This window comes from Candidatus Allofournierella excrementavium (assembly GCF_048526665.1).
In the GTDB taxonomy this organism is placed as follows: Bacteria; Bacillota; Clostridia; order Oscillospirales; family Ruminococcaceae; genus Allofournierella_A; species Allofournierella_A excrementavium.
The window spans coordinates 40,957-63,544 of the sequence record NZ_DBGFPE010000016.1 but is presented as its reverse complement, the minus strand read 5'-3'; the positions used below and the strand labels follow the sequence as shown (position 1 = coordinate 63,544).

Annotated in this window: 20 protein-coding genes; 8 read left to right on the top strand and 12 right to left on the bottom strand. The window is 60.8% G+C overall.

Annotated features, from left to right (window positions below; genetic code table 11):
- Positions 1-14: 14 nt before the first annotated feature.
- From ACMI1Q_RS04785 to ACMI1Q_RS04770, 4 genes are read right to left on the bottom strand one after another with little or no spacing between them, the layout of a single operon-like run.
- A complete protein-coding gene (locus tag ACMI1Q_RS04785) occupies positions 15-1,193 on the bottom strand; it encodes a MalY/PatB family protein (protein WP_419502977.1) in 1,179 nt (392 codons plus the stop codon).
- Between the two features lie 10 nt (positions 1,194-1,203).
- On the bottom strand, positions 1,204-2,625 hold the full coding sequence (locus tag ACMI1Q_RS04780) for a YfcC family protein (RefSeq protein WP_394978672.1): 1,422 nt from the start codon (positions 2,623-2,625) through the stop codon (positions 1,204-1,206).
- A 4-nt stretch (positions 2,626-2,629) separates the two neighbouring features.
- Complete coding sequence (locus ACMI1Q_RS04775; protein WP_394978670.1) at positions 2,630-3,868, bottom strand: MFS transporter; 1,239 nt, start codon at positions 3,866-3,868, stop codon at positions 2,630-2,632.
- 38 nt (positions 3,869-3,906) lie between these two features.
- Positions 3,907-5,094, bottom strand: coding sequence for a mandelate racemase/muconate lactonizing enzyme family protein (locus ACMI1Q_RS04770; RefSeq protein WP_394978668.1), 1,188 nt, complete (start codon positions 5,092-5,094; stop codon positions 3,907-3,909).
- A 255-nt stretch (positions 5,095-5,349) separates the two neighbouring features.
- On the opposite strand from ACMI1Q_RS04770, the gene ACMI1Q_RS04765 reads away from it, so the two are divergent.
- Positions 5,350-6,048 carry a FadR/GntR family transcriptional regulator gene (locus ACMI1Q_RS04765; RefSeq protein ID WP_419502976.1) on the top strand — a complete coding sequence of 233 codons (699 nt, stop codon included), beginning with the start codon at positions 5,350-5,352 and terminating at the stop codon, positions 6,046-6,048.
- Between the two features lie 86 nt (positions 6,049-6,134).
- Here ACMI1Q_RS04765 and ACMI1Q_RS04760 read toward each other — a convergent pair whose 3' ends face one another.
- The 5 genes from ACMI1Q_RS04760 to murD all read right to left on the bottom strand — a co-directional run bounded on the left by ACMI1Q_RS04760 (position 6,135) and on the right by murD (position 12,249).
- On the bottom strand, positions 6,135-7,421 hold the full coding sequence (locus tag ACMI1Q_RS04760; RefSeq protein WP_419502975.1) for a cation:proton antiporter: 1,287 nt from the start codon (positions 7,419-7,421) through the stop codon (positions 6,135-6,137).
- A gap of 114 nt (positions 7,422-7,535) precedes the next feature.
- Positions 7,536-8,729, bottom strand: a complete 1,194-nt coding sequence (locus ACMI1Q_RS04755; RefSeq protein ID WP_419502974.1) for a YcxB family protein — start codon at positions 8,727-8,729, stop codon at positions 7,536-7,538.
- A 57-nt stretch (positions 8,730-8,786) separates the two neighbouring features.
- Positions 8,787-10,052: an aminotransferase class I/II-fold pyridoxal phosphate-dependent enzyme gene (locus ACMI1Q_RS04750; protein WP_419502973.1), complete on the bottom strand. Its 1,266-nt coding sequence runs from the start codon at positions 10,050-10,052 to the stop codon at positions 8,787-8,789.
- A gap of 20 nt (positions 10,053-10,072) precedes the next feature.
- Entirely contained in the window at positions 10,073-10,858 is a 786-nt protein-coding gene (locus ACMI1Q_RS04745; RefSeq protein WP_419502972.1) for a GNAT family N-acetyltransferase, read from the bottom strand.
- Positions 10,858-12,249: a UDP-N-acetylmuramoyl-L-alanine--D-glutamate ligase gene (murD, locus tag ACMI1Q_RS04740; protein ID WP_394978659.1), complete on the bottom strand. Its 1,392-nt coding sequence runs from the start codon at positions 12,247-12,249 to the stop codon at positions 10,858-10,860. Before murD ends, ACMI1Q_RS04745 begins: the two co-directional genes overlap by 1 nt.
- Positions 12,250-12,503: 254 nt before the next feature.
- On the opposite strand from murD, the gene ACMI1Q_RS04735 reads away from it, so the two are divergent.
- The gene (locus ACMI1Q_RS04735; protein ID WP_419502971.1) at positions 12,504-14,147 is read left to right on the top strand and encodes an ABC transporter substrate-binding protein; all 1,644 of its coding nucleotides are present in this window, start codon (positions 12,504-12,506) and stop codon (positions 14,145-14,147) included.
- 19 nt (positions 14,148-14,166) lie between these two features.
- Positions 14,167-14,427, top strand: a complete 261-nt coding sequence (locus tag ACMI1Q_RS04730; protein ID WP_419502970.1) for a metal-sensitive transcriptional regulator — start codon at positions 14,167-14,169, stop codon at positions 14,425-14,427.
- Positions 14,428-14,620: 193 nt separating this feature from the next.
- Here the strand turns inward: ACMI1Q_RS04730 and ACMI1Q_RS04725 are convergent, their stop codons facing one another.
- On the bottom strand, positions 14,621-15,052 hold the full coding sequence (locus tag ACMI1Q_RS04725; RefSeq protein WP_419502969.1) for a hypothetical protein: 432 nt from the start codon (positions 15,050-15,052) through the stop codon (positions 14,621-14,623).
- Positions 15,053-15,401: 349 nt separating this feature from the next.
- Here ACMI1Q_RS04725 and tnpA point away from each other — a divergent pair, with 349 nt between their 5' ends.
- Entirely contained in the window at positions 15,402-15,908 is a 507-nt protein-coding gene (gene tnpA / locus ACMI1Q_RS04720; protein ID WP_087181272.1) for an IS200/IS605 family transposase, read from the top strand.
- 119 nt (positions 15,909-16,027) lie between these two features.
- On the opposite strand, the gene gltX is transcribed toward tnpA, so the two are convergent.
- Entirely contained in the window at positions 16,028-17,479 is a 1,452-nt protein-coding gene (gltX, locus tag ACMI1Q_RS04715) for a glutamate--tRNA ligase (RefSeq protein ID WP_419503038.1), read from the bottom strand.
- A gap of 190 nt (positions 17,480-17,669) precedes the next feature.
- On the opposite strand from gltX, the gene ACMI1Q_RS04710 reads away from it, so the two are divergent.
- The 4 genes from ACMI1Q_RS04710 (at position 17,670) to ACMI1Q_RS04695 (ending at position 21,698) form a co-directional block, all read left to right on the top strand.
- Complete coding sequence (locus tag ACMI1Q_RS04710) at positions 17,670-19,088, top strand: MBOAT family O-acyltransferase (protein ID WP_419502968.1); 1,419 nt, start codon at positions 17,670-17,672, stop codon at positions 19,086-19,088.
- Between the two features lie 15 nt (positions 19,089-19,103).
- Positions 19,104-20,201 carry a hypothetical protein gene (locus tag ACMI1Q_RS04705; protein WP_330057132.1) on the top strand — a complete coding sequence of 366 codons (1,098 nt, stop codon included), beginning with the start codon at positions 19,104-19,106 and terminating at the stop codon, positions 20,199-20,201.
- Positions 20,202-20,283: 82 nt separating this feature from the next.
- Positions 20,284-21,291, top strand: a complete 1,008-nt coding sequence (gene trpS / locus ACMI1Q_RS04700) for a tryptophan--tRNA ligase (RefSeq protein ID WP_419502967.1) — start codon at positions 20,284-20,286, stop codon at positions 21,289-21,291.
- 164 nt (positions 21,292-21,455) lie between these two features.
- Positions 21,456-21,698 (top strand): AbrB/MazE/SpoVT family DNA-binding domain-containing protein, encoded by a 243-nt coding sequence (locus tag ACMI1Q_RS04695; protein WP_330057129.1) that lies wholly within the window; start codon positions 21,456-21,458, stop codon positions 21,696-21,698.
- Positions 21,699-21,793: 95 nt separating this feature from the next.
- Here the strand turns inward: ACMI1Q_RS04695 and ACMI1Q_RS04690 are convergent, their stop codons facing one another.
- Positions 21,794-22,480: a helix-turn-helix domain-containing protein gene (locus ACMI1Q_RS04690; RefSeq protein ID WP_419502966.1), complete on the bottom strand. Its 687-nt coding sequence runs from the start codon at positions 22,478-22,480 to the stop codon at positions 21,794-21,796.
- Between the last annotated feature and the right edge of the window lie 108 nt (positions 22,481-22,588).

Genomic DNA, 22,588 nt, shown 5'->3' with positions numbered 1-22,588 from the left:
TGCAGCGTTTCAAGTCACGCCCGGAAATGGGCCTGTCTTGCCTTTTCGATACAGGCGAGGGCTTTTTGCAGCACTGCGGTCTGCGTGGCAATATTCATCCGCACGAAACCGGCGCCGCAGCTGCCGTAGTTCGTGCCGCTGTTCAGCTTCACGCCTGCGCTGCTGAACAGTTCCATCAGCTCCGTTTGGGGCAGGCCCCAGGCGCGGAAGTCGATCCAGAGCAGGTAGGTGCCCTCCGGCTCGATCATCTTCACCTCGGGCATCTTCTCCTTGAGGAAGTCCCGCACGAGGGCGATGTTTTTCTGAAAATAGGCATTCTGCTGGTCTGCGTAGTAACCGCACTGCTCATAGGCGGCGATCAGCGCCTCGATGCCCAGATAGTTATAGTCGAAGTGATAGTCCTCATACACCACGCGGTATTGGTCCCGCAGCGCCTTGTTGGGGATCACCACATAGGCGGAATAGAAGCAGGCCAGATTGAAGGTCTTGCTGGGAGAGCCCATGACCACCAGGTTGTCGGAGATCTCTTGGCTGATGGAAAAGAGCGGCGTGTGCCGGTGGTCGCCGTACACGATGTCACCGTGGATCTCGTCGCTCACCAGCAGCGTGTTGGTGCGCCGGCAGATCTCGGCGATGCGTGTCAGCTCCTCCCTCGTCCAGACACGGCCCACCGGGTTGTGAGGATTGCACACCAACAGGATGCGCACACGGGGGTCCTGCGCTTTGCGCTCCAGGTCCTCGAAATCGATCTCATACCGGCCGTCTTTCAAAACCAGCTCGTTGTTCTCCACAAAGCGCCCTGCGCCCTGGATGACCACACTGAAGGTGTTGTAGACAGGCGGCTGGATGAGGACTTTGTCCCCCGGGCGGGTGTAGGCGTGCAGGATCATCCACAGCGCGCCGGTCATCAGCCCCTGGGAATGGCACACCATGCCCGGGTCCACGGCAAGGCCGTACCTTTCTTTATACCAGTGGCACACGGCCTTCGCGAAGCGCTGCTGAGGCAGATCGCCGTAAGCGTACACTCCGAAGCGGGCCCGCTCCATTACCGCGTCGATGACCTCGCGGGGCGCACGGAAGTCGGTGTCGGCCACGCCCAGGGGAATGTACTTTCCTCCTTCGCCTTCGTGGTCCCATTTGTAAGAGTCTGTGCCGACCCGCTCGATCGGCTCGTCAAAATCATGCGTTTTCATTTTTGTTTCCTTACATTGGCCCAAGGCCAATCAACTGAGCGATCATCAGCATCAGGGCTCCTACCACGAACCAGATGCAGAACAGCGGCAGCTGAAAGCGTTGCCAATCCGTCCACTTGATCTCACCCACAGCCAGCGTGGCCATATACGAAGCGGTCGTCGGCCAGATGGTGTTCGACCAGCCATCGCCAAACTGGAATGCGAGCACGCACGCCTGCTTGGAGAGGCCCAATATCTCCGCAAGAGGCGAAATGATGGGCATAACCACCACTGCCTCGCCCGATCCGGCCGGGATGAAAAAGTCGATGAGCATCACAGCGAGGAAAATTCCCACAATCGTGAATACCTGCGGGAAGTAGGCAATGATCTCGCTGAGGCCGTGAACGATGGTGTAGGTGATGTTTCCCTGTTCCATCACAACACTAATCGTGCGCGCCACGCACATGACCAGGGCTCCCTGCAAAATATCCTTACAGCCGTCCACGAACATGAGACAGGCTTTGCTGAGGCCGGTCCCGCTGATCACAGCTGAACCGAACCCCATGATGAGAAAGATACCCGTCATCTCAGGCACATCCCAGCCATACAGGAACGTGCCTACCACATTGACCACGAACAGTGTGGCGATAAACCCTGCCGCCAGCTTCTTGCGCAGCGTGAGTTTTTCCACCACAGCTTCTTTCAGGTCAGCACGGCGTGTCTGGTCTGCTGCAAAGCACCGGCTTGACTGAGGATCTTTTGCCACCCGCAGCGCATACCGCATCACATAAACGACGGTAATGCCGTAGAACACTACAAAGCATATTGCGCGATACCACAGGCCAGAATACAGCGGCAGCCCGCATATTTTTTGACAAATCAGCGTGGTGAACGGGTTGCCCAAGCCTGTGGAAAAGCCCACACAGTTGCCGCAGATGACCACTGCACACGCAGTGAGGGAATCAAAGCCCAGGCTGAGGATCAGCGGAGTGATAATGGGAAGAAATACGATGCACAGTTCCGGCATGCCAAGAAAAGTGTCAAGAGCCGAGAAGCACAGCAAAAGGATCGGAATCGCCAGCAGCCGGTTGGTCCGAAAGCTTTTGCTGGCAAAGCTTACCATGGCCGGAATAATGCCGAGCCTATGGATTACGCCAAAAGTTCCGCCCACCGCCATTGTCATGAATAGCAGGGGCGCCACGGCCTGGAAACCGTTGGAATAGGACGCCACAAGCTGCATCAGCGTCACCGGTGTGCTTTCCACATAATGGAAGCTGTCCGGGTCTACCACTTCACTGCCACTGACGGGGTCTATCACCGTGTCATACGTTCCTGCCGGAAGCAGGTATGACAATGCCGCCACAAGGAGTATCACGCAGGAAAGCAATATGAACACGTGAGGGAACTGAAACTTTTTCTTCGGCTTTTTCGGAGCATTGAGGTCTGTTGCCATTTCCTCACTCCCCTTTCTGCATAGACTCCTTCTTTAAAGTTTTGCCCAAGAGCACCGCGCACAGGCAGCCGCAAAGAGCAAAAGCGAGCATGATGCCGAAAATTGCTTTGTAACCGGCAGCCCCAGGGAAAAGATCCAGCATTGAACCATAGAGGACAGAGGAGAAGAAGTCGGGGGTATTGCCCACGAGGGACAGGACACCTGCCGCCGCGCCAGTCATCGTTACGCTGATGCCAAGCTCTGCGGTGGTGGAATAGTATGTGCCGCGCATCATGTAGGTGACCGCCGAGGAGAGCAGCATCAGGGCAATGCCCAGAGCAACTGTTTTTTCATTGCTGGGCGAAATGATGAACGCCGCCATGATAACTGCGCCGATGATCATCACATAGCGCAGGAACTTCACGCGGGACCCCATCTTATCCGCCAGCATGCCGCCCAAAGGCGCGGCAAAAATAGCGATCATGTACTGTTTGATGGTGCCCACAGTCGCGCCCAATGTGGCCGACATGCCGAACACGTTGGTAAGCATGGGTGTCATATAGCCCAGGCCGCTGTAGAACGAATAGCCAAAGAATACGATGCCGCCAGCCAGCCAAACCTTCGGAAGTTTTGCCACCTGCACCAAACCCTGCAGTGCCTGCTTCGCATTGACTTTGCCCTCTACTTCGTTCTTTTCCATAAACAGGAACACCAGAACGCCAACGGTGCAAAGGATCACGGAGTAATAGATCATCACCGAGCGCAGGCCGCTCATGCCCTCGCCCAGTTTCGCAAAAAACCAGACGCTTCCAAAGGACGCCGCGGTGGCGCATGCACCACGCACACCTTCAAGCATGCCGAAAATTTTTCCTTGCGCGTGATCCGCCGCCAGCATACGGGTACCTTTGATCATGGCATCCCAGAACATCAGCGTGATCACCAAGCCATATCCCATCTGAATGACCAGAAGCACTTCGTAGGAAGGGAACGTTGCCTCCCAGAAGCCCAGCAAACCAGTTCCGATCAGGCCCACAGGCATCAGATATTTTACTGGCACCAGATCGACCAGCCATCCGCCAGGCAGATAGGCAAGCGCCTGTGTAATTGCAAAGAAGGTGATCAACAGCCCCATCTGCACATTGGTGGCGTTGAAAGCAGCCTGCATATCATCATAATACACATCCTTGATCATCGCCAGTTTGAAAATGCAGCTGGCGCCCAGGGAAATGCAAAACAGGTTCAAGTACTTGCGGAATGTTTTCACTCCTGATTCCTCCTTTCAGTTGCTTCGCCGACCAGACATCACGGTTCCGTGACCGTGACATGGACCAGCGCGGTCTTGATGGCAAAGTCCGAGAGTTCCTGGCCAAGGCCGGGAAGGTCGGGGATCTTATAGCGGCCATTCTTTGGCTGATAATCGTATTTGCCAAGGCAGGTGATGGCAGGCTGAGTGGAGCGGAAGTGATGCTCATAAATGGCGAAGTTGGTGATGGCCGCAGTAAGCTGAAGAGCCGCCGCCGTGGAGATGGGACCGCCGGCGCAATGGATCTGTGCCTTCACATCGAATGCATGGGCCATATCGCAAATCTTCTTGCCCTCAGTGATACCGCCACAGTTACAGGCATCCGGCTGTACCAGCTGGATGGAGTTATCGCGGAAGAAATTCAGATACTGCCAGCGGGTATAAATGCGCTCGCCCGAGCCGATGGGCGTACGGATGCGCCGCTGAACGCGCTTGTGGAATTCCGTGTTCAACACCGTGGTGGGTTCCTCCAGGCAGTAAAGGTCGTATTTGTCGCACAGCTCCCCCAGTTTGACCGCAGAAATGGAGTCGGAACGGCCATGATTTTCCATGATGATGTCCAAATGCCCGCACTCCTGCCGAATGGCCGCGATGCGCTCTTCCGCCAAGGCATACAGGTCATGGGACAGGAAGCCCTCGCATTCCTCATAAGGAATGTCCTTGCCTTCCCGATCGTACGCGATGAAATCGATCTTCACCGCGTCATACCCCTCACTCATGGCATATTTACAGATGTCCACATACTCCTGCGTGGGGCCCCACGGGCCGATCTTCTCATTCCAGCCAAACTGCAGCTGGCTGGCATAGCAGCGCACATTATCCCGGAACTTGCCGCCCAGCAGCTCATAAACAGGCACGTTCAGCGCTTTGCCCTTGATGTCCATCAGAGCGATGTCGATGGCGCTGATGCCGGCGAACACCACCGGGCCGCCGCCCTGGCCCCAGAAAGTCAGCTTGAACAGTTTCTCCCAAATCGCGTCCACGCGCATGGGGTCCATGCCGATGATAAGGCGGGACAGATCCTGCAGCATGCCCACCCCCGCCGGCGCTGCATAGTCAAAGGCAATGCCGGCTTCGCCATCACCATAGATGCCTTCATCCGTCCAAACACGGCAACAGATCGGCCGCCGGCTGGCTCTCTGGGCACCTGCATCCAACATATAAATGTCTACCTTCGTGATCTTCATACTGTTTCCTCCTTGAAGTTGACAAAAACGGCGGGTAACGGTATACTTGACTAACAAGTCTACAGACAGAATACCACTTGTTAGTCAAGTAGTCAATATCAAATGGCAATTTTCAGCAAAACGGCTATTATTGCATTAATAAAATGACACTTTGCACAAAGGAGATGACCTCGATTCCTAAAACCATGTTGCTTTTCCCTATGGGTGTGGTATGATATAGTATGGATACATCCTTTTGGATGGAAATAGGAGGCTATGATGGCTCTAAAAAAGGTGCAGCGCACCAGTGTATCGGACCAGGCATACGATATCCTGGTCAAGAAAATCACCAATGGAGAATGGAAAGCGGGCGAAAAGATCCCCTCGGAGATCGAACTTGCCAAACAACTTGGCATCAGCCGGGTGAGTCTCAAAATCGCGCTTCAGAAGCTGAACACCCTCGGTGTGACGGAGACTCGGGTTGGAGAAGGCACATTTGTTTGTGATTTCAGTCTGAAAAGCTTGTTCTCAGAATTGTTTCGCAGCAATATCTTCGGCTTGGATCACAACAAAATCAACGAGTTCCGGGTTTTGATCGAGTACTGTGCCATGCGTCTCGCAGTGCTTAATCCTCCCAATCCTGCCGCTCTGGCTCGTTTAAGCGAGGTGCTTGCCTCCATGGCGGAGTCGGTTCAGTCCGGTGACGATGATACATACCATAATCTGCATTACAATTTTCACCGGCTTATCTGCGAAATGGGCAAAAATGAATTGTTTTTGCAGCTGTATGACTCCATCAGTGAAGTGATGTATGACACTCTGCGCGCAAACTCGGAAATGACCTGGAACCACTTTCCCCGGAGTGAAAGCATCCAACATCATCGCGAACTGCTGGAAGCCCTTGAGCAGCGCGACCTCGCGCGGCTGACAAAGGTTCAGGACGACCTGTTGCTGGACCAGTATCTGCGTTCGTAAATCCGTTTTAATTGCAAAAAATCGGCCCCTTTCCGCAATGCGGAAAGGGGCCGATTTTTGTCATTCTTTTCAGCCGCTGAAGAGGCTTATTTGCCCTGACGGCGCTTTTCGCCCTCGATGAGGCGGGCGGTGACCTCGTCCACCTGCTCGGACAGCTGGAAGTTCTCGGCCAGCTTGCTCTCCTCCATGCCCTCGTAGGCGTTTTCGCCCTTGAAGGCGAACTTGAGCATGATGGGGGTGAACACGGCGCAGCACACCACCAGGATGATGATGGGGCCGAAGAAGATGGGGTTGACGATGTTCATGGCCATGCCCTTGTTGGCCACGATCAGGGCCACCTCGCCGCGGCAGGCCATGCCGCAGCCCACCTGCACGCACTGGCGGCCCTTGAAGCCGCACAGCTTCGCGCCCAGGCCGCAGCCGATGAGCTTGGAGCCGATGCCCACCACCACCAGGGCGATGGTGAACAGCAGGATCATGGCGTCCATCTTGGGCAGCTCCACGCCGATGCCCAGGTTGGCAAAGAACACCGGGGTCAGCAGCAGGTAGGCCAGCGGGGTGAACTTGCTGGCGGTGTAGGCCCCCTTGGGGGTGGTGGCCACGATCAGGCCGGCGGCAAAGGCGCCGATGATGTCCGCCACGCCGAACCACTCCTCAGCGGCCCAGGCCATGAAAAGGCAGAGCACGAAGGCCAGGATGGGATAGCGGCGCAGGTCGCGGTTGCGCACCTTGGTCTCGTACCAGTTCAGCGTCTTGCTGACCACGACGCCCAACACGCCCGCGAACAGGAAGAACAGCAGGATCTTGACCAGCACCAGCACGATGTTCACGTCCGCGCCGGCCATGCTGGTGACCACGGTCAGGCAGACAAGGCCCAGCACGTCGTCGATGAGGGCGGCGGCCAGGATGGCGTTGCCCACCTTGGTGGACAGCTTGCCCAGCTCTTTCAGGGTCTCCACGGTGATGCTCACCGAAGTGGCGGTGAGCACGACGCCCAGGAACAGGTCCTGCAGGAATTTGTTGCCGGGCATGGCCAGCTCGCCGGTGTTGAAGATGAACATCAGCCCGGTGCCCATGGCCAGCGGCACCAGCACGCCCGCCATGGCGATCACAAAGCCCGCCTTGCCGGTCTGCTTCAGTTCGTTCAGGTCGGTGCCCATGCCCGCGCTGAACATGATGACGATCACGCCCAGCTCGGCCACCTGCGACAGAAAGTCGCTGGGCTGGATGATGTTCAGCACCGCGGGGCCCATCACAAGGCCGGCCACCAGCGCGCCCACCACCTGGGGCATCTGCAGCTTGCCGGTGAGCATGCTCAGCGCCTTGGTGGCCAGCAGGATCAGGGCGAGGTCCGCCAGATATCCGTAGGTCATTTTTCTCTCTCCTCCTCACAAAAAAGGGCGGCTCCGCCTCGGGACGGAGCCGTCACAGTCGCGAAGACCTATTATACTCGGTTTATGCAGGAACGCAAGAGCGAAGTTTGATTTTCACTGCCCCAATCGTCCGCTTTTTTGTTCCGACAGCTTCTGCCGGAGGAAGGCAAAGGCGGCCGCCGCCTGTTCGGGGCTTTCAAAACCGCGCTTGGGGATGGCGGTGATCATGTTGCCCTCAAAGCGCAGGAAGATGTAATTTTCGTCCTGGGCCACCTTGTTCAGGCTGGAGTAGGGCCGGTAGCTGCACAGCGCGCCGCTGGTGTCGGTGAAGCCGTTCTGGCCCAGCACCACCCAGCCGGGGGTGGTCAGGCGCTGGGTCTGCTCCCCCGCCAGCTGCCGCTTCATCAGGCCCCGCTGAGCAGCGGGCGAGCGACCCCCCAGCAGCAGCGCCATGACCGCCGCCATGGCGGCCATGGTCACCGCCAGGGCCGCGTCGCCGGTGGCCACCGCGACCGCCGCCTCCAGAACAGAGGCGATCAGCAGCACCCACAGCAGCACCAGCCGGCCCTTGCCGATGGGGTTCAGCAGCCGGTTGGCCGCGCAGTAAGCGGGCAGCACCTCTTCCGGGCGCAGCATCTGGGGCGCGGCGTACATCTGCGTCTCCCCCTCGGGCAGCGGCGGGCAGGGCGGCAGAACGCGCCCCTCCTGCTCCCCTGCCGTCTGCCGGGCCGATTCCTCATACAGGCGGGCCTTGGCCAGCGCGGCGCACCGCTCGAACTCAGCGGCGGCGGCCTTCATCGCGTCCGGCCCTTCAAAGGCGGGCGCGGGCAGCGCCAGCATCTTTGCGCCGCCGTAGAGGTAGACCAGCAGGCCCTCGGGGTACTGCTCCACCTTCTGCACCACCGACGGATCGCTGGACTCCTGAATCCCGGCCCGCACGGTGACCAGCTTTTCCTCGTCCAGATGCACCCGCCACTGGCCCAGGGGCGAAGCCCCCAGCTTCTTCTGCTGACGCAGCACGGCGGCAGCAAGGCCCCGGGTGCGGCTTTTCCAGAACACCAGAATGGAAAGCACCAGCAGCACCGCGGCCAGCACCACGTACAGCGCGCCGCCCACCGGGTCAAATTCGTCGTAGAAATAGCCGGGGCGCAGCATGGCCTGCCCCGCCTCCATGGCGAACCACAAGCCCACCGCGACGCCAATGATGCCGAGCGCACGCAGCAGACGGCCGGAGGCCTTTTCCTGGCGGTACTTCTTGGCATAGAGCGCCAGCGCCGCCTGTTCGGTCAGTTCAAAATTCCAATCCATCGGTTTTTCCCTTCTTTCCTTTCGGCGGCTCTTGCGCCGCCGGTCATGTTCGTTTGCTTACAGTTCCCTGCCAAAGGCCCGCTGCACCGCCAGCAGCACCCCGGCGCGGCTGGCCGCAAGGTTCAGCCCGCCCTGGAGATAGACGGTGTAGGGCGCGCGCATCGGCCCGTCGCAGGAGAGCTCGATGCTGCTGCCCAGGGTGAAAGCGCCGGCGGCCATGATGACCTGGTCGGTGTAGCCCGCCATGGCGTAGGGCTCGGGGGCAACGTAACTGTCCACCGGGCTGCCCGCCTGCACCCCCTGGCAGAAGCCCACCAGCGCTTCGCCGGTGCCCGCCTCGAAGCTGGTGATGATGTCGTTGCGAGGCTCGGTGTAGCGGGGGATGGGGTTCTTGCCCAGCAGTTCCAGCAGACAGCTGGAGTAGATGCTGGTCTTCACCGCCTCGGCGGTGACGCCGGGGGCATAGTAGAGGCCAAGGTACAAACTGCGCAGGGAGTCCAGCGTGCAGCCCAGCTCCCGGCCGGTGCCGGGGGCGGTGAGCCGGTGGCCGCATTGTTCCACCAGGTCGGCCCGGCCGGCGATGTAGCCGCCTGTGGGGGCGATGCCGCCGCCGGCGTTCTTGATGAGGCTGCCCACGATGAGGTCTGCCCCCACGCTCACCGGCTCGGCGGTCTGGGTGAAGGTGCCGTAGCAGTTGTCCACCAGCACGATCACGTCGGGGTTCGCGCTCTTGGCGGCCTGCACCACCTTGCCGATGGTCTCCAGGTCAAAGGCGGCTCGGCTGGAATAGCCCCGGCTGCGCTGCACATGGCACACTTTTGCGTTCACGGCCTTCTTCGCGATGGCCTCATAGTCGGGCACGCCGCCCTCCAGCAGCGGCACCTCGTCGTATTTCACGCCGAACTCCGCCAGGGTGCCGCAGCCCTTGCCCGCGTCGCCGATGCCGATGACCCCTTCCAGGGTGTCGTAAGGGCGGCCGGTGGCGGCCAGCAGGGTGTCCCCCGCCCGCAGCACGCCGAAGAGGGCCACCGCCAGGGCGTGGGTGCCGGAGAGGAAGTGGGGCCGGCAGAGGGCGTCCTCGGCCCCCACCACCTGGGCGAAGAGGGCGTCCAGCTTGTCCCGGCCGGCGTCGTCGTAGCCGTAGCCGGTGGTGCCCACCAGATGGGTGGCGGCCACCTTCTGGTCGGTGAAGGCCTTGAGCATCTTCACCTGGTTGCAGTCGCGGATGGCGTCCACCTTCTCAAAATAAGGCCGGCAGAGCTCCATTGCCTGCTTGTCCAGCTCCAGAAGGCGGGGGGAAAAGTCGAAAAATTCTTCCAGCATTTTAGTATGTACAGTCCTTTTCAGTCGTTTTCGGGGGCGGCGTGACCGTAGGTCAGCCCCCGCTGTTCAAAACCAAGTTTTTCATAAAAACCTTCCACGCCGGGGCGGGCCACCAGACAGACGGCCTTGCCCTGTTCGCAAAACCGCCGGGCCAGGGCGCACACCAGCGCGCCGGCGCAGCCTTTGCCCCGGAAGGCGGGCGCTGTTTCCACCGCGCTGAGCAGGGCGGCGTTCCCGGTGACGGCGTAAGCGCCGGCGGTGGCCGCCGTCACGCCGCTTTCTTCCAGCGTCCAAATTTCCGCCAGACCCCGGTTGCGCATGGTGCATATTTCGGAGTAAAAGGTGTCGGTGCTGCGGCGGTCGTGGTGGGCGGTCATGCTCTCGCCGCCCCACAAAAACTCCGTCACCCCCAGCAGGGAGGGCGCTTCGTTCAGCCAAAAGCCCTCCGGCAGGGGCCGTGCCTTTGGACCGCCCGCCGGGGCGTGAAAGACGCGGAAGGCCGCATCCTGCCGCCAGCCGGGCAGCGGGTCGGGCCGGGCGGTCTTGAGCCGCTGCGCCCCCAGGACCTTCAGCAGCAGGGCCGCTTCCTCGCCATCAGCGCTGCCGCAAAGCAGAGCGGAGGCCCCCCGCACCGCCAGGGCGAAGGGTCCCTCCCCTTCCCCGCCGGTGTAGAACTTCCAGCCGCTGCCGGGCAGCCCGGAAAAGGCGGCAAAGCGCACCGCCGTCTCCACCGCCACCGGGTCCTGTGCGTCCGCCAGCGCCGCCGCAAAGCGGGCAGCGTCGGCGGGGCTTTCCACCAGCCGCATCACAGGGCGTTCACCAGTTCCTTGAAGTGGCGGCCCCGCACCTCAAAGTTGGGGTAGAGGTCGAAGCTGGCGGAGGCGGGCGAGAGGCTGACGATGTCGCCGGGTTTGGCGGCGGCGCGGGCTTCGTCCACCGCCTCCTTCATATCCTTTGCGTGGAGGATGACAAGGCCACTCTCGGCAAAGCCGGGGCATTCCCGCACGGCCTTTTCGATTTTGGGGCCGGTGGCCCCCATCAGCACCAGGACCTTCACGTGCTCCAGAATTTCCGGGGCCAGGGGCTCGTAGGGGATGTTCTTGTCGTAGCCGCCGGCGATGATGATGATCTTCTGGTCAAAGCTGCGCAGGCCGGCGATGGTGCGGGTGGGGCTGGAGGCGATGGAGTCGTTGTACCACTGCACCCCGTCCAGCAGGCGCACCGGCTCGATGCGGTGCTCCACACCGGTGAAGGTGCGGGCAGTCTCGGCCATGGCGCTCACCGGCACCCGGCCCCACACCGCGGCGATGGCCGCCAGCAGATTTTCGATGTTGTGCAGGCCCCGCAGCTTCACCTCGTCCTTCGAGACCACCGGGGTGACCGTGCCGTTCTCGGCCATGCAGAGCATGCCGTCCGCGCGCAGGAACGCGCCGTTGTCGGTCTCGTGCAGGCGGGTGAACCAGCACTGGCTGCCCTTGCAGTCGGCGGCCATGGCGCGGGTGATGTCGTTCTCATAGCCCAGCACCGCCTTGTCCGCCGGGGTCTGCCACAGCAGGATGTTGCGTTTTGCGTCCACATACTCTTGCATGTCCTTGTGGTGGTCCAGGTGGTTCGGGGTCACGTTGGTGACCACTGCCACCCGGGGGCTCTTGCGCATGCTGATGAGCTGGAAGCTGGAAAGCTCCACCACCGCTTCGTCGCCGGGGTCGATCTCGGCCAGGATGGGCAGCAGCGCCCGCCCGATGTTGCCGCCCAGATGCACCTTTTTGCCCGCCGCGGTGAGCATGGCCGCGATGAGGCTGGTGGTGGTGGTCTTGCCGTCCGAGCCGGTGACGGCGGTGATGTGGCAGGGGCAATAGTCGAAGAACAGTTCCATCTCGCTGGTCACGATGCTGCCCGCCGCCTTTGCCGCCTGCAAGGCCGGAGTATAGTATTCAAAGCCCGGGGTGCGCATGATGACCTGCTGGCCCGCGAGGCCGTCCAGATAATGTTCGCCCAGAGACAGGCGCACGCCCAGCTGTTTGAGCGTTTCGGCGTAGTCGCCGAAGTCCTCCAGCTGCTTTTTATCGCACAGGGTCACCTCGGCGCCCATGGCGCAGAACTGCCCGATGAGGGTCTTGTGGCTGACCCCCGCGCCGATGAACGCAACCTTCTTGCCCCGCAAAAACGCGGCCAGAGCCTCGCTGTCTTTCTGCATCTTCGCAACACAGCCTTTCCTTCTCAAAAAGTGCCGCCGGGCGGCGAAAACGCCCGGGAACGGTTATCTTATTTATTATAGTCATTTTTGGCCGCAGGCGCAACCAAAGCGGCCCGCAGCGGGGCAAAAAAGGGGGCCGCGAAGCCCCTTTTTCAGCGGTTTTCGGCCCACCGGCGAAAAAAGAGTGAAAATTCGCGGCCCGGTTTGAATTTTCCGCAATTTTTTGATAGGATTAAAACGTATATCCTCGGGCGGTGAAAACATATCCATGTTCTGATCGTCTTACATTAAAAAGAAGAAAGGGGGCGCGCCCCACGAAAAAGCTCAAACTGCTTTTGCTGGCCGGCCTTGCCGCGCTTTGCCTCACCGGCTGCGGCAGCCAGATCGAGTTCACCTGGGCCATGGAGCGGGTGCCCAATAACCTTGACCCTCAGCTTGCGTGGGAGAGCCCCGAGCTGATCGCGGTGACCAACCTTTACAGTGGGCTGTTCCGCCTGGACGACGCGGGCGAGCCGGTGCCCGACTGCGCCGAGAGCTACACCGTGAGCGGGGACGGCCTCACCTACACCTTCACCCTGAAAGAGGGGCTGGGCTACACCCAGAACCGGGGCGACGAATCGGAGTACGAGCTGACGGCGGCGGACTTTGTGTTCGGCCTGCGGCGGGTGTTCCGCGCCGAGACGCGCAGCCCCTACACCAGCACCTACGCCGCCATCAAAAACAGCGCCGAAGTGCTGGCGGGCACCATGGATGAGACGGCCCTGGGCGTGAGCGCGCCGGACGAGCGCACGGTGGTCATCCAGCTGGACCAGCCGGACCCCCAGCTGCTCTACAAGCTGGCGCTGCCGGGGGCGATGCCCTGCAACGAGGAATTTTTTGAGAGCACCGAGGGCTCCTACGGGCTGACCCGCGCCGCCACCATGGGCAACGGCAGCTTTTACGTTTACAACTGGAACGACAACGGCCTGTTTTTGCGCCGCCCCGCAAACGGGGACGCGGTGACCGCCCTGCGGCTGGTCATCAACGCCACCGGCGAGACCGCCGATTCCAGCGGCAGCTCCTCCACTGCCGGCGAGACCCTGTGGGGCGAGGCGCTGGTGAAGGAGGGCGGCGCCACCGCGGCCCTGAGCGAGACCTTGAGTGCCGACGGGCTGGACTCCATCCCCTACACCGCCACCACCTGGGTGCTGCTGTTCAACTGCGGCGACGAGACCCTGGCCCAGCCCCTCATCCGCGAGGCGCTGGCGACCAGCGCCCGGGGCGCGGCGGTGGAGCTGCCGGAGGGCTTTGAGACCGCCGACGGGCTCATTCCCCCCGCCGTGACCGTGCAGGGCGAGAACTACCGGGAGGCGGCGGGCAGCATTCAGCCTGCCTTCGGCAGCGCCGTGGACCTGTGCCGCGAGGGGCTTGCCGCCCTGAGCCTCTCCCGCTTTGAGAACATCACCCTGCTGGTGCCGGAGGGCAGCGACTACCTGCAGCTGGCCCAGTCCGTCAACCAGCAGTGGCAGAAGGACCTGGGCGCCTTCTCCGCCTACTTCCCGGTGGAGCAGGCCTCGCTGGAGGAAGTGAACGCCCGGGTGGCCTCGGGGGATTACCAGATCGCCCTGCTGCCCCTCTCCCTTTCCAGTGATTCCGCCGCCGAACTGCTGCGTCAGACCGCCAGCCTTGCCGATTGGAGCGACAGCGGCTGGCAGCGCCAGCTGGACGCGCTGTTCAACGACGGCACCCACACCGCCGATGACGTGGCCGCGCTGGAGCGCACTCTTTTGGAGAGCGCCTGCGTCACGCCCCTGTGGTTCCAGACCAAGGCCCTGCTGGTGCAGCCGGGGGTCCAGGGGCTGGTGTTCCGGCCCTTCGGCCCGGTGCTGGACCTGACAAACGCCACCATCGCCCAGTGACCAAAGGAGGAAAACCGCCATGGACTGCAAACATTCCGCCGACGTGAACCGCCGTCTGGCCCGCATCAGCGGCCAGGTGAACGGCATCCGGGAGATGGTGAACGAAGGCCGCCCCTGCGACGAGCTGCTCATCCAGCTTTCCAGCGTGAGCAGCGCCGTGACCCAGGTGGCAAAGCTCATCCTCACCGAGCATCTGACCCACTGCGTGTTGTCCGACTGCGACGAGGGCACCCTGGCCCGGCTGGAGGAAGCCATCGACCAGTTCGCAAAGCTGAAATAAAAACAAAAATGGCCCATAGGGGGCCATAATACCAGCAGCGCCTGAAGGCGCGCAATGAGTGACGCCAACCGCACTTGGCGTCACTTTTTGTTTTGCTGTGCTGCCGGTCGCCACTTTTGGCGGACCGCCGCCATCAACCCCTGCATTTTGATAGGGCCTTCCGATTCTTTGACGCTTGGCGGCTCACGATATGTTACTCTTGTATGTTATTCCGCAGATCTGCCATGCGCAGGTAACCGTTCTCGTCTTCTACGTTCGCAGCAAGTATCTCCATCACTTCAATGATCTCTGCAATGTGTTTTTGGCTTTTTTCCGGCGAAAGGACCAAGCATCCATAAACTTCATTACAAAACGCATAATTTGAAGATTTATTTGTCCCCTCTGTCAGCAAATGATATGCCTGTTCAAAAGACCTGAATGCAGCGACGCCATACCAATAACTGCTTGCTTCTCCATTCGCCTGATACTCGACAAATTGTGAGTAGGCATCAGCGGCGCTCGCCTGGGCCAGCTGTCGTATATCGTCTTTACTGTTTGCGGCTCTCTGCCACAAAACAGCAAACAACAGTGAGGAGATGGCGAGGCAAACAATCAAAACAGCGGCTAATTTCTTTTTCATCCCCATATGTTTCTCCAAAACGTTCTATGCTTACCTTTTCGTTTTCATCGGCAAATGGACTATTGGCATTATATCATATGCATACCGTATGAATCCACCCTTTACCGTCTTCCCCGGTCAGCGGATATTTGCCGCAAGGCCTTGTGGGCTTCATAGCGTCATTCCCGCTCCGTTCCCTTGCAACAAAAAGAGCCGCTCCCTGTGAGGGGAACGGCTCTTTTATTCATATAAGAACCACAAGCTATGCTTGTGGACGAGAAGAGCACGAGCGTTGAAACGGTAAAAAAGAACCTCCTTTTGCTACAATAGAAGCGGGTAACGCTAACCGCACTAAAGCAAAAGGAGGTTCATCCATATGGACGAAAAAAGTTTATCACATACGAGTTGGAATTGCAAATATCACATTGTGCTAGTGCCAAAGTATCGCAGAAAGGTGATTTACGGGAAATTAAGAAAAGATATTGGAAAAATCCTGAGGATGCTTTGTGATTACAAACATGTGGAAATCATTGAGGGACATGCAATGCCAGACCACATTCACATGCTTGTATCAATACCGCCGAAATTGGCGGTAGCAGATTTTATGGGGTACTTAAAAGGCAAGAGTACACTGATGATTTTTGAGAGGCATGCGAATCTAAAGTACAAATATGGAAGAAGAGTGTTTTGGGCAAAAGGGTACTATGTAAATACGGTTGGAGGAAATGAGGCAAAGATTCGCAAGTACATCCAAGAACAGGAAATGCAAGATCAGATGAGCGATCAGCTGAGCTTCAGAGAATACGAAGATCCGTTCAAAAATATAGCGGATCTTGATGATGATTCACCGGAGATCCCAACCGACAGCAGAAGGAAGAAGTGAAAAGCAACGCCAAGTGCGGTTGGCGTTGCTCATTACGCACCTTTAGGTGCTGCTGGAATAATGGCCCTTATAGGGCCGTTCTGCAAACCCCACGTTTAACGTGGGGTTATGATTGCTTATTACAGGGCGGCCAGGGCGGCGTCCAGGCGGGCGAGGGTCTCCTCCTTGCCCAGCATGGCGGCCAGATCGGTGCCGCCGCCGGGAGTGCGCTGCTTGCCGGAGAGGGCGATGCCCAGCGGGTAGAGCAGCCAGCCGTTCTTGACCTCCATCTGCTCGGCCAGGGCTTTGCAGGCTTCGAAGATGGCGTCCTTGTTCCAGGAATCCAGCCCTTCCAGGACCGGCTTCAGGGCCTCAAGGGCGGTCTTGGCAGTCTCCGGGGTGGTCTTCTGCTTCTTGTTGGCGTAGAGCTCGGGGCCGTAGGGCAGCACCGCGTCAAAGAAGTCCAGCTGCTCGGGAATTTCGCCCAGCACCTCGCAGCGGGGCTGGAGGTTGGCGCACAGCAGGTCCCGGTCGATGGGGCGGTGCACCGCCTGGTCGATCCAGGGGTCGGCCATCTTGCGGAACTGCTCCGGGGTCAGGCGGCGGATGTACTCGGCGTTGATGGCCCGCAGCTTGAGCGGGTCAAAGATGGCCGGGCTCTTGCTGATGCCGCTCTCGTCGAAAATTTTGCACATCTCTTCCAGGGTGAAGATCTCCTGCTCGCCCTTGGGGCTCCAGCCCAGCAGCAGGATGTAGTTCAGGATGGCCTCGCTGAGGTAACCCTTGGCCACCAGATCCTGGTAAGACGCGTCGCCGTTGCGCTTGGAGAGCTTGTTGTGGGCGTCCTTCATCACCGGCGGGCAGTGGATATACACCGGCACTGGCCAGCCGAAGGCCTCGTAGAGCAGGTTGTACTTGGGGGTGCTGGACAGATACTCCGAGCCGCGGATGACGTGGGTGATGCCCATCAGGTGGTCGTCCACCACGTTGGCGAAGTTGTAGGTGGGCATGCCGTCCGCCTTGATGAGGATCTGGTCCTCCAGCTCGGCGTTGTTCACCTCGATGTGGCCGTAGACCGCGTCGTCAAAGCCGGTCACGCCCTCGGTGGGGCACTTCTGGCGGATGACGTAGGGGGTGCCCGCCGCCAGTTTTTCCGCCACCTCTTCGGGGCTCAGGTCCCGGCAGTGACGGTCATAGTGGCCCACCGCCTCGCCGGCGGCCTTCTGCTGCTCGTGCAGCTGCTCCAGACGCTCGGTGGTGCAGAAGCAGTAATAGGCCTTGCCCTCTTTCACCAGCTGCTCGGCGTACTGCTTGAACATGCCCATGCGCTCGCTCTGCACATAGGGGCCCACCGGGCCGCCCACGTCGGGGCCTTCGTCCCAGGTCAGGCCGGTCTGGCGCAGGGTGTTGTAGATGATGTCCACCGCGCCTTCCACATAGCGGCCCTGGTCGGTGTCCTCGATGCGGAGGATGAACACCCCGTCGGGGGCGCTGCGGGCCTTGAGGTAGGCATAGAGGGCGGTGCGCAGGTTGCCCACGTGCATGTAGCCGGTGGGGCTGGGGGCAAAGCGGGTGCGGACGGAATTGTTCAGCATGATGCCATTACTCCTTTTGAAAACGGCGGCGCTGTGCGCCATGCCGGGCTTTTCTCTGTTTCATTCTAATCGCTGGGAGGCGCTTTGTCAATTTGCCGATTTGCAAACAGGCCATCTTTTCCTTATAATAGGTATGTTCCCGTGCGGCCCGCCGGGCCGCCTCCCTCTACGACAGGAGTTTTGACCGATGAATTTTATCTCTCTTTCCTTCCTGGGCTTCGGCGTTGTGCTGTTCGCCCTGTGGTGGGCGCTGCCCGGCCCCTTTCGCCCCTGGGTGCTGGCGGCGGCCAACGTGTACTTTGCGTTGAGCTTTGGCGCCCAGGCGCTTACGGCGCTGGTGCTCATCACCGCCGCCGGCTGGCTCTGCGGCCTGTGGATGGCCCACGGCGGCGGCAAGGCCGCCCTGGCGGTGGGCGTGCTGGCCGGGGTGCTGCCCCTGGCGGGCTACAAATACCTGCCCGCGCTGGCGGGCCGCTGGCAGGCGCTGGCCGCCTTTGCGGACCTGCTCATGCCGGTGGGCATCAGCTTCTTCGTGTTCAAGAACATCACCTATCTGGCGGCGGTGTACAAGGGGAGCCTTGCCGCCGAGAAGAACCCCCTCTACTGCTTTGCCTACACCGGCTTTTTTGCCCAGCTCACCAGCGGGCCCATCCAGCGGGCCGAGAGCCTGCTGCCCCAGCTGAAAAGCCCGCCCGCCTTTGACCGGGCGCTGGCGCTGAACGGCTGCGTGCGGCTGTGCTGGGGCATCTTTCTGAAAAAGTGCCTTGCGGACCATTTTGCCGCCTACTACAACGCCCTTTACCAGCCGGACCACTACTACGCCTTGAGCATCGTCTGGTCGCTGGCGGCTTATTCTCTCTACATCTATTTCGACTTCGCCAGCTATTCCCAGCTTTCCATCGGCGTGGCGAACCTGCTGGGGCTGCGCTGTGACGAGAACTTCCTCAGCCCCTACCTCTCCCGCAGCGTGGGCGAGTTCTGGCGGCGCTGGCACATCAGCCTTTCCAGCTTTCTGCGAGACTACATCTACATCCCCCTGGGCGGCAGCCGCAACGGCGTGCCGGTGCTCATCCTTGCCACCATGGTCACCTTCCTCGTCTCCGGCGCGTGGCACGGCGCGGCGCTGGGCTTCGTGGTCTGGGGCGGGCTGCACGGCGTTTACCTGCTGGCCGGGCGGGCCACCCGCGGCGTGCGGGAAAAGGCCTGGGGCCTTCTGCGCCAGAAGCCGGGCAGCCTGGTGCGCAGCGTGGTGAGCTGGGCCGTGACCCTGGCGCTGGTCTGCTTTGCCTGGATCTTCTTCTTCAGCGGCGATGTAAACCAGGTGCGGCTGCTGATGAGCTATCTGCTCCAGCCCATGCCCCTCAGCGCCCAGTACCTGAAAGAGAGCTTCACCCAGCTGGGCTACACCACCGCCGTTCTGGTGCGGCTGGGCCTGTTCGCCCTGGCGGCCTTCGGGGTGGACTTTGCCGCCCGCAAAGAGGGCTTTGGCCGCTGGGCCGCCGCCCGCAAGGGCTGGGTGCAGGTGATCTTCTGCTACGCCTGCATCTTCGCCACCCTGTTCTGGGGCGCGGCGGGCACCTTGCAGAACATCTATTTCCAGTTTTAAAAGGAGGCGCGGGATTTGAAACGTTTTCTCTGCATCGTGGCGCTGTTCCTCGCGCCCGTCGTTCTGTTCGTGGGCCTCTTCGCCGGCGCCATCTACGCCAGCGGCGAGTGGCGCACCGAGGAGGAGATCGCAGGCCGGGTGGCGGCGGGCGAGCCGGCCTTTCTGGGCCTTGCCTACCGGGACAACACCCGCTACTACAAGCATCTGGTGGCCAATGAGCTGGGGGCCGACCTGCTGGTGCTGGGCACCAGCCGCAGCATGCAGTTCCACAGCGAGTTCTTCACTACTGACAGCTTTTACAACGCCGGCGGCGGCGCGGGCTATGTGAACGAGTTCCAGTACTTTCTGGAGCAGCTGGACGAGGACAAGCTGCCCTCCACCCTCATCATGGTGATGGACCAGTACTTCTTCAACGGCGCCTGGGTGGGCACCGGCAGCATGCCCGAGACCTTCGATTACAGCCACTATGAATTCTCGCTGAAATCGGCGCTGCCCGAGGCCATCCGCGGCTGGGTACAGGGCAAGTTCACTCTGCGGCAGGCCTACGGCAGCCACCCTGACGTCTACGGCATGGCCGCCGTGGGCCGGGGCAGCGGCTTCAACCCGGACGGCAGCTACTGCTACGGCTCGCTGCTGGACCACCCCGAGACCGGCACCGACGTGGGCTTCCACGACACCTTTGACCGCATCCTGAAGGGCATCGACCGCTTTGAGTACGGCGAGTACGTCCACGAGCCCAGCACCTACACCATCGAGTCACTGCTGGCCTGGTGCAACGACCACGACATCGAGGTGGTGCTCATCGTGCCGCCCTACGCCCCCAGCGTCTATGAGCGGATGGCCGAGAGCGGCAACTACGGCTACTTCGACTGGATCATGCCCATCCTCACCGAGCTGTGCGAGCCCTACGGCTATGAGGTGTACGACTTCTCCTACATGCCCGACACCCTGGACGAGGAATATGTGGACGGCTACCACGGCAGCGACCGGGTCTACGCCCGCCTCGCGCTGCATCTGGCCGAGGAGAGCGAGACCCTGGCGGGGCTCATCGACACCGACTATCTGAACGCGGCCCTGGCCCCCTCTTCCAGCCCCCTGCGGCTGGCCGAATAACACCCTTGCACTGCCGCTCCGGCAGGTATATAATGTATAGCAATCTCCCGGGCATGCCCGGCGCAGAATCGAGGTTTTTTCAATGAGTGAACAAGCAGAACGCAAAAAGCGTATTCTTTCCGGCATCCAGCCCACGGGCACCTTCACCCTGGGCAACTACATCGGCGCGGTGCGCAACTGGGGCAGCCTGCAAGAGGATTTCGAGTGCCTTTACATGGTGGCCGACCTGCACTCGCTGACCGTGCGGCAGGAGCCCGCGGCCCTGCGCCGCCAGACCCGGGAGGCCGCCGCCATGCTGCTGGCCGCCGGCATCGACCCCAAGGTGAGCCTGCTCTTTGTGCAGAGCCATGTGCCCGCCCACGTGCAGCTGAGCTGGATCCTCAGCTGCAACACCCAGTTTGGCGAGCTGTCCCGCATGACCCAGTTCAAGGACAAGAGCGCCAAGCACGCCGACAACGTGAACGCCGGTCTGTTCACCTACCCCGCCCTGATGGCCGCGGACATCCTTGTCTACAACGCGGACCTGGTGCCGGTGGGCGTGGACCAGAAGCAGCACCTGGAGCTGGCTCGCAACGTGGCCCAGCGGTTCAACAACCTCTACAGCCCCACCTTCACCCTGCCCGAGCCCTACATCGGCAAGACCGGCGCCAAGATCATGAGCCTGCAGGAACCGGACAAGAAGATGAGCAAGAGCGACACCAACGCCAACAGCTTCATCCTGATGACCGACGACGCGGACACCATCCTGCGCAAGTTCAAGCGCGCCGTGACCGACAGCGACGGCGTGGTGCGCGCCGGCGACGACAAGCCCGGCGTGACCAACCTGATGAGCATCTACTCCTCCCTCACCGGCAAGACCTTCGCCGACATCGAGAAGGAGTTCGACGGCCAGGGCTACGGCGTGTTCAAGGAAGCGGTGGCCGGCAGCGTCATCGACGCCTTCCGCCCCATCCAGGCCGAATACGGCCGCATCCTGGCGGACAAGGAATATCTGGACGGCGTGCTGAAAGAGGGCGCCGCCACCGCCAGCCGCATCGCCGACCGCATGGTGGCCAAGGTCTACAAAAAGGTGGGCCTTGTGCAGCTGTAAAACACCGCTCTTTCGCCGCGCTCCGCCCCGGAGCGCGGTTTTTGTTCACAAAAATTTCGCATTATTCCATTTTTACCATATATTGACATTTTGCTCCTTTTGCGGTATAATTATGTCACAAAATTCCTGAAAGTATATTAAACCCGCTGTAAAAGGAGAAAACCATGAAATCCACCGGTATCGTGCGCAAGATCGACGGCCTGGGCCGCGTGGTGTTGCCCATCGAGCTGCGCCGCCTGATGAACCTGGAGGACAACGCCTCTCTGGAGATCTTTGTGGACGGGGACGAGATCGTGCTGAAAAAGTACCAGCCCGCCTGCATCTTCTGCGGCGAGGCCAAGGGCGTGGTGGCCTTTGAGGGGCGCAACATCTGCCCCGCCTGCCGCAAGAAGATCGGCAGCCTGTAAAGCGGCCGGCCTTTCCCCCCAAGAAAAGCAGAAAACAGCCCCCCGCCCGCGCGATGCGGGCAGGGGGCTGTTTTTGTTTTGTGCTGCGGGGCTTTTCAGCGCACCCGGTCGATGCGGCTCTCGCTGTTCTTGACGAGGTTGAACAGGCTGGTGGCGTAGAGGGGATACTCCTTGGAGAGGCTCTCGGTGGTCATGGCAAAGCAGGAGGTATCCTTGAGGGCCGGGCCGCTGCCCATGTTCTCGCCCTCCAGCGCCGCCTTCACGTTGGCGTGAGCGGCGCTCATGGCGGCGGCGGAATAGCCCTGCCAGCGGCCCCGGCTCACCCGGAACATGCTCTCGGCGTTCTTGGGCGCCGCGGAATAGACCAGGCGGAACATGTTGTAAACAGCCAGCATCAGATAGGCGCTCACCTCGCTGACCAGCCCCTTGTCCGGGCAGGCGGCCAGCTTGCTGAACAGGATGTTCAGGCTGTTGGAGATGAGCTTTTTGTTCAGCGTGGGCAGCACGCTGCCCTTGTAGACGCTGTCCTTCGCGGTCTCGGGGTTGGGGATCTCCTCCACCGTGAGGGTGAGACCGCTGCGGTCGGCGCTGCGGCCCAGAAGATAATCGCAGGATACGTCGTAGTAATCAGCCACACGCACCACAAAGTCCAGCCCGCACTCGCGGATGCCCTTCTCATAGTGAGACAGCAGCGCCTGAGAGACCCCCAGTTCCGCCGCGGCCTGTTTTTGGGTGATGCCCCGCTCCTTGCGAAGAAGGGTGATGATGCGATTGAATTCCATGATGTCCTGCTCCCTGTCTTTACTCCGGCCGCCCGCCGCGCCGCCGACCCGTCAAACGCCGCAAAGGGCATGACAGCGCGGTTTTCGGGGCGCTTTTCGCCCGCCGGG